Raw genomic sequence first — 7075 nt, 5'->3', positions numbered from 1 at the left:
TCGAGGCGCACAGCAAGCCGGACGAGGACAAGCTCTCGCACGGGCTGTCCCGGCTCGTCGCCGAGGACCCCACGATGCGGCTGGAGCAGAACCCGGACACCCACCAGCTGGTGCTGTGGTGCCTGGGCGAGGCGCACATGTCCGTCGCCCTGGAGCGGCTGCGCGGCCGCTACGGCGTGCGTGTGGACTCCGTGCCGCACAAGGTGTCGCTGCGCGAGACCTTCGCCGAGGAGGCGGCCGGGCGCGGGCGGCACGTCAAACAGTCGGGCGGGCACGGGCAGTTCGCGATCTGCGAGATCACCGTGGAGCCGCAGCCGGGCGGCTCGGGCATCGAGTTCGTCGACAAGGTGGTGGGCGGGGCCGTGCCCCGCAATTTCATCCCGTCCGTAGAGAAGGGTGTACGGGCGCAGGCCGCCAAGGGCGTCGCCGCCGGATATCCGCTGGTGGACTTCCGGGTGACGCTGCACGACGGCAAGGCGCACTCGGTCGACTCCTCCGACGCCGCGTTCCAGACGGCGGGCGCGCTCGCGCTGCGGGAGTGCGCGGCCGCGGCACGCGTCCATCTGCTGGAGCCGGTCGCGGAATTGCGGGTGACGGTGGCGGACGAGTACGTCGGGGCGGTCATGAGCGACCTGTCGGGGCGGCGCGGGAGGGTCTCCGGCACCGAGCAGGCCGCGAACGGCAACACGCTGGTACGGGCGCAGATCCCGGAGATCGAGATCAGCCGGTACGCGGTCGAACTGCGGTCGCTGTCCCACGGCACGGGGCGGTTCGCCCGTGCGTACGCCTGCCACGAGCCGATGCCGCAGCAGCTGGCGGGCAAGATCCTGGAAGCGGCGGAAGGCGGCGGCTGATCACCGCTACGCTGGACGAAGCGCGAAGAGGTGTGCCGGCCACGGCGGTTGGGAAGGTGCAGTGGTCGGCACGGCACGCGGGGTGCGCCCCGCGCCGCAAAGCGAAGTGGGGGCTCGGTGGCCGGATTCCAGGATTTCGAGGGTTACGAGGCCGCGTCGGACTTCAGCCCGGGCGCGCAGGTCCCGCTGTCCGGCTCGGGCGGACAGACGGCCGCCACCCAGGCCCTCGCGTCGGCCGCCTATCGCGACGGTCCGATCACGTCCCTCCTCGCGGCGAACAACGAGGCGACGGTGAAGAAACCGCGCGTCTCCCTGTTCGAGCCGAACCTGGGCGAGGCGTTCTCCCGTGCCGTGCAGGTGCGGCTGCTCGGCGGCGCGCGCAAAGCGCTCATCCAGTCCTTCGGCACCGAGCCGCAGTCCGTGGTCGAGCACTGTCTGGCCGCGACCCGGCTCCGTAAGCACCGGGACACCCGGCTGACCGTGATCATGGGCATCTTCGGGCTGCTGTTCCTGCCCGGCACGCTGCTGTGGCTGCTCGCCTTCCAGCTGCGCCGCGCCATGGCCGGCTCGCAGGACAAGCGGGTGGGAGCGCTCGGCGTGGCCGCGATGGTCGCGCTGGGCGGGCTGGCCGTCCTCTTCGTGCTCAAACTCCCGTTCGAGGGTCTGCTCGCCCTCTACCTGCGGGCGATGTTCGTGGCTCCGGTCATCGGCTGGCTGTGGGCGAAGCAGGTGTGCGAGCGGTCCGCCAAGCTGATGCGGGCGCAGTGGGAGCAGCTGCTCGGCGGCGGCGGGGTCGGCGCGAAGATCCCCGAGGCGGTGCCGCAGGACCCGAGCGACGCGGGAGCCGAACGCATCCGGCTCGGCCTGGCCAAGCTCACCGCCGAGCAGGCCAGCAACCTCGTCTACTACGCGGGTCCCAAGGGCATACTCGGCATGGGCACCCGCTGGGGCAGCTGGCAGCTCGCCGAGGAACTGGTGTCGGTGGAGCCCGACGGCGATATCAACCCCTTCCGCAGCTGGGACGTGGTGCGCGCGATCTACGACCAGCTGCGCATGCTGGAGCGCGGACCGCTGCACACCGGCGGCTTCCCCACCCCCTCGATACGGCACTGGATCGTCTCCCCCATCGGCGAGGGCGCCAAGGAGGTCAAGCGTCCCGAGGGCCAGGAGGTGGAGGGCTTCCGCATCAGGGACTTCGAGATACAGCGCATCTGCAACGAGCAGCAGTTCGGCAGCGGCAACCGGCACTATCTGGGCGTGCAGTTCGTGCTCTGGGACGGCCAGCTGGTGATCACGCTGCTGATCACGGTGACAGTGCTGCACCACACGCTGCGCATCGAGGTCACCGGGCACGCGCTCGGTCCCGTACATCCGCTGTTCACGACGAAGCCGAAGGCGGAGACGAAAGAGGTCTCCAAGGGCGTGCGGTTCTGGGAGACCAAGGAGGTGTCGCTGCCGCTGGTGCGCGCCCGCGAGGTGGTGCGGCTCACCGCCCGGGCGCCCTTCACCTGGTTCCCCCCGATGCTGGACTTCCTGGGCGGCAAGCTGAACCTTCCGGAGCCCTTCGGGCTGCGGCACGCCTGGGCGGACAAGCCGTGGCGGCACCGCTTCATGGCGGACGACGCGCTGCGGGCGGCCACGCCGGTGCTGCGGGTGGTGCACGCGGCAGCGATCCGTGTCCTGAAGGAGAACGGCTGCGACACCGAGAAGTTCGGCGCCCGCTCCCTCATCCTCAGCGGCCTCGTCCAGGGCGCCGAGCCCCGTAAGGCCGACGCCTACGACGCGTGACGGACCCCTTGGTGCCGGTGGGCTGCCGGTGGGCTACGCCTCCTGCCAGGCCGCGGCCAGCATGGTGCGGGTGTCGGCGAGGAGTTGCGGAAGCACCCGCGTGTGGCCCACGACCGGCATGAAGTTGGTGTCGCCGCCCCACCGCGGTACGACGTGCTGGTGCAGGTGGGCGGCGATGCCGGCGCCCGCGACCAGGCCCTGGTTCATGCCGACGTTGAAGCCCTGCGCACCGGAGGCGGCCCGCAGGGTGGTCATGGCCCGCTTGGTGAAGTCCGCGAGCTCGCTGGTCTCCTCGGCGGTCAGCCCCGGGTAGTCGGCGACGTGCCGGAAGGGGACGACCATGAGGTGTCCGCCGTTGTACGGGTAGAGATTGAGCACCGCGTAGACGTGCTCACCGCGGGCGAGGACGAGGCCGTCCACGTCGCTCTTGGCCGGGATGGTGCAGAAGGGACAGCCGTCGTCCGCGCCGGGACCCCTGGGCTTGTTCTCACCCTGGATGTAGGCCATGCGGTGCGGTGTCCACAGGCGCTGGAACGCGTCCGGCGTCCCGACCCCGATCTGCTGTTCCGGCTCGCTCGTCATGCGGGCCAGCATAGGACTTGCCGGATGCGGCGCCGGGCCCGAGGTGGCCCCCGGTCCGGCGCCCGTACGGCTACACCCGGCTCTCCACCGCGTCCAGCAGCTCCGCGACCGCCTCGTGGCGCGGTACGCCGTTCTTCTGCGACCCGTCGCGGTAACGGAAGGAGACCGCGCCGGCGGCGATGTCCTCGTCCCCTGCGATGATCATGAAGGGGGTCTTGGCCTTCTGTGCGTTGCGGATCTTCTTCTGCATCCGGTCCGAGGAGGAGTCGACCTCGACCCGCAGCCCCTTCTTCTTCGCCTCCGCGGCGAAGTCCTCCAGATACGGCACGTGCGTGTCCCCGATCGGGATACCGACGGCCTGTACGGGCGCCAGCCACGCCGGAAACGCCCCCGCGTAGTGCTCCAGCAGCACCGCGAAGAAGCGCTCGATCGACCCGAACAGGGCACGGTGGAGCATCACGGGCTGCTGCCGGGAGCCGTCGGCCGCGGTGTATTCCAGGCCGAACCGCTTGGGCTGCTGGAAGTCGACCTGGATCGTGGACATCTGCCATGTCCGGCCGATGGCGTCCTTGGCCTGCACGGAGATCTTCGGCCCGTAGTAGGCCGCGCCCCCGGGGTCCATCACCAGCTCCAGACCCTGCTTGCCGGCGGCCTCCCGCAGCGCCTCGGTGGCCTCCTCCCACTCCGCCGGCTCACCGATGAACTTCTCCGAGGTCTCGTCCCGGGTGGACAGCTCCAGGTAGAAGTCGTTCAGGCCGTAGTCCCGCAACAGGCCCAGCACGAAGGTGAGCAGATTGTCCAGCTCATCAGCCATCTGCTCCTTGGTGCAGTAGATGTGCGAGTCGTCCTGGGTGAAGCCGCGGGCCCGGGTCAGGCCGTGCACGACGCCCGACTTCTCGTAGCGGTAGACGGTGCCGAACTCGAACAGCCGCAGCGGCAGTTCACGGTAGGAGCGGCCACGCGCCTTGAAGATCAGGTTGTGCATCGGGCAGTTCATGGCCTTGAGGCGGTAGTTCTGCCCGTCGAACTCCAGGGGCGGGAACATCCCCTCGGCGTAGTTCGGCAGGTGCCCCGAGGTCTCGAACAGCCCCTCCTTGGAGATGTGCGGGGTGTTGACGAACTCGTAGTCCGACTCCTCGTGCCGCTGCCGCGAGTAATCCTCCATCACCTTGCGGACGACGCCCCCCTTGGGGTGGAAGACCGCCAGCCCCGAGCCCAGCTCCTCCGGGATGGAGAACAGGTCGAGTTCCGCACCGAGTTTGCGGTGGTCCCGCTTCTCGGCCTCGGCGAGGAACTCCAGGTGCGCCTTGAGCTCGTCCTTGGTCGGCCAGGCGGTGCCGTAGATGCGCTGCAGCTGCTTGTTCTTCTCGCTGCCGCGCCAGTACGCGGCGGCGCTGCGCATCAGCTTGAAGGCGGGGATCGCCCGGGTGGTCGGCAGGTGCGGACCGCGGCACAGGTCCTTCCAGCACAGCTCGCCCGACTTGGCGTCCAGGTTGTCGTAGATGGTCAGTTCGCCCGCGCCGACCTCCGCGGACGCGCCTTCGGCGGCCTCTGCCGCCGAACCCTTCAGCCCGATCAGCTCCAGCTTGTACGGCTCGTCCGCCAGTTCCTCGCGGGCGTCCTCGTCGGTGGTGACACGGCGGGAGAAGCGCTGCCCCTGCTTCTGCAGCTGCTGCATCTTCTTCTCGATGAGCTTGAGATCATCGGGGGTGAAGGGCTCGGGAACGTCGAAGTCGTAGTAGAAGCCGTCCCGGATGGGCGGACCGATGCCGAGCTTGGCCTGCGGGAAGAGTTCCTGCACGGCCTGCGCCATCACGTGCGCGGTGGAGTGGCGGAGGATGTCCAGGCCGTCCTGACTGGCCAGCTCCACCGGCTCGATCTGCTCCCCGTCGGCCGGCACGTAGGCCAGGTCCTTGAGCTGCCCCGCGACGCGGGCGGCGATGACGGTGCGCTCGCCCTCGAAGAGAGCGGCAGCCGTCGTGCCCGTTGTCACCACACGCTCTTCCCGCTCGGAATCGCGTTGGATGATCACACGGACGTCCGCCACCGGTCTCTCCTGACTCTCACCTGGGTCGCGCCCACGAGCGTCGGCGCAGCTGGAATGCTACCGAGCCCGGTGCCCTCCCCGCGAAGCGGTTACGACCTGGTACAGCTCGTAACCGCCGCCGACGGCGCGGGTGGACGGGCATGAACGGCAGAAGGCCGGCCCGTCACTCGACGGACCGGCCTCCGGTACGGGGTGGGCGATACTGGGTTCGAACCAGTGACCTCTTCGGTGTGAACGAAGCGCTCTTCCGCTGAGCTAATCGCCCGCTCGCGGCACGCGCAGCACCATACAGTGCCGCTCAGTCTTCATCCAAACCCCTTTCGAGCCACCGCCGGAGCCCGCGCCGTCCTGCCCGCATCATCAGTGCGTGGTTCGCACGGAAGAGGGGCCGCCCGGGCCACGCCAGCCTCCTCATCGACGGCTTGCGCACCTCCACCCGCTGCTCGTAGAGCGCGCGGGTGCCGGTGCCGTACGGAGTCACCGTCCATCGGGCCCAGCCCGCCACGTCACCGGTGATCTCCATCTCCAGTACCCCCGCCGCCTGGTCGTGACGGGTCGCGCTGCCCGTGATGCGCAGGTCGTAGGGGAGGACGGAGCGGATGCGTGCGGTGCCGGACCGCTCGTCCAGCCCGCGTACCTCCCGCACTTGGGGCCACCAGGAGGGATAGTCCCCGGCACGCTCGAGGGCGGCGTACACCTCCGCGGGCGCGGCGGCGAGCACCCAGACGCTGCGGAAATGGAAACGATGGCGGCTCGACATCCCGGGGCACTCCTCCGCGTCCGTGCTCGGTCACCGGCATCCTGTCACGGAGATCGCCCCGCCGAATTCCGCGATACCGCTGGGGGCTTGGTCCTGGCAACGGCACCGGAAAAGCGCGCGGAGCACGGCCTTCCGTCCCTTTCCCCCACTCCGCCGAAAGTCTCCGAGGCTGAATTCCCGCCCGTTGTCCGGTTCGTGAGAGAAACGTCCGGTGAAGTCGCCCCGGTGCACAGGACCGCGTCCCGGCGCATACAAAAGAACAGGGCCCGAAGGCTTCGGCCTTCGGGCCCTGTTCAGGGGTGGGCGATACTGGGTTCGAACCAGTGACCTCTTCGGTGTGAACGAAGCGCTCTTCCGCTGAGCTAATCGCCCGCTGCGCGCTCCAGATTACCGCATGTCAGCGGGTGCTCATGACCGCGCCCGCTCCTCCCGCCGCTGCCGCTCCCACCGTTCCCGCTCCGCCTGCTCCGGCGGCTCGACCTGTTCCGCCGCACCGGACCACTCGGGAGGGGTCCGGCCTTCCTTGCGCAGCGCGCGCTCCTGCCGCCTGACCTTCACCCAGCGCGCCCACTCCCGCAGCTTCCGCTTCGTCCAGCGCAGCACACGCTGCGCCCAGGGAAACTCCGTGGCCCAGACACCGATCCCGGCGAAGATGATCAGCCAGCCGGGGCCGGGCAGCGGCAGCATGATGACGCCGCCGACGACGACAGCCAGGCCGACCAGGAAGATCACGACCTGCCAGCTGCGATGCAGGGGCGGGGACGCCTTGATGAACCGGGGTGCTCGTGACCCCAGCGGCTTCTCGTCACTCTCCGCGTTCATATTGGCCACCGTACCCGAACTTCCACTCGTCACCGGAATAGCCGTACGCCGCAAAAACGACGCAGGCCATATCAAGGGCTCCAATGTTCACAAAGCGGTCAGAGGGGTTTACAACCGACGAGTACGTGGCATGTCGATTTCGCCGACGTGCGAACCCCCGAGCGCACACTGAGCGAAAGGCCCTGGCGCTTATGAACACCACGGTCAGCTGCGAGCTGCACC

Annotated in this window: 5 protein-coding genes, 2 tRNA genes and 2 pseudogenes; 3 read left to right on the top strand and 6 right to left on the bottom strand. The window is 69.2% G+C overall.

Annotated features, from left to right (window positions below; genetic code table 11):
- Positions 1-854: pseudogene (locus tag ACRDP3_RS16890) on the top strand (elongation factor G-like protein EF-G2); the annotation flags it as partial.
- Positions 855-971: 117 nt separating this feature from the next.
- Positions 972-2642, top strand: coding sequence for a hypothetical protein (locus tag ACRDP3_RS16885; protein ID WP_431517781.1), 1671 nt, complete (start codon positions 972-974; stop codon positions 2640-2642).
- 33 nt (positions 2643-2675) lie between these two features.
- Here ACRDP3_RS16885 and ACRDP3_RS16880 read toward each other — a convergent pair whose 3' ends face one another.
- The 6 genes from ACRDP3_RS16880 to ACRDP3_RS16855 all read right to left on the bottom strand — a co-directional run bounded on the left by ACRDP3_RS16880 (position 2676) and on the right by ACRDP3_RS16855 (position 6853).
- Positions 2676-3236: an HIT family protein gene (locus ACRDP3_RS16880; protein WP_431517780.1), complete on the bottom strand. Its 561-nt coding sequence runs from the start codon at positions 3234-3236 to the stop codon at positions 2676-2678.
- A gap of 58 nt (positions 3237-3294) precedes the next feature.
- Complete coding sequence (thrS, locus tag ACRDP3_RS16875; protein WP_431517779.1) at positions 3295-5271, bottom strand: threonine--tRNA ligase; 1977 nt, start codon at positions 5269-5271, stop codon at positions 3295-3297.
- Between the two features lie 193 nt (positions 5272-5464).
- Positions 5465-5536, bottom strand: a tRNA-Val gene (locus ACRDP3_RS16870).
- Positions 5537-5569: 33 nt separating this feature from the next.
- Positions 5570-6031 carry an SRPBCC family protein gene (locus tag ACRDP3_RS16865; protein ID WP_431517778.1) on the bottom strand — a complete coding sequence of 154 codons (462 nt, stop codon included), beginning with the start codon at positions 6029-6031 and terminating at the stop codon, positions 5570-5572.
- A gap of 300 nt (positions 6032-6331) precedes the next feature.
- Positions 6332-6403, bottom strand: a tRNA-Val gene (locus ACRDP3_RS16860).
- Positions 6404-6439: 36 nt separating this feature from the next.
- Complete coding sequence (locus ACRDP3_RS16855; protein ID WP_431517777.1) at positions 6440-6853, bottom strand: TIGR02611 family protein; 414 nt, start codon at positions 6851-6853, stop codon at positions 6440-6442.
- Between the two features lie 125 nt (positions 6854-6978).
- On the opposite strand from ACRDP3_RS16855, the pseudogene ACRDP3_RS16850 reads away from it, so the two are divergent.
- Positions 6979-7075: pseudogene (locus ACRDP3_RS16850) on the top strand (SsgA family sporulation/cell division regulator); the annotation flags it as partial.

Origin of the sequence: Streptomyces sp., from assembly GCF_050698815.1 — a bacterium.
GTDB lineage: Bacteria > Actinomycetota > Actinomycetes > Streptomycetales > Streptomycetaceae > Streptomyces.
This window is presented reverse-complemented; position numbering and strand designations above follow the sequence as displayed.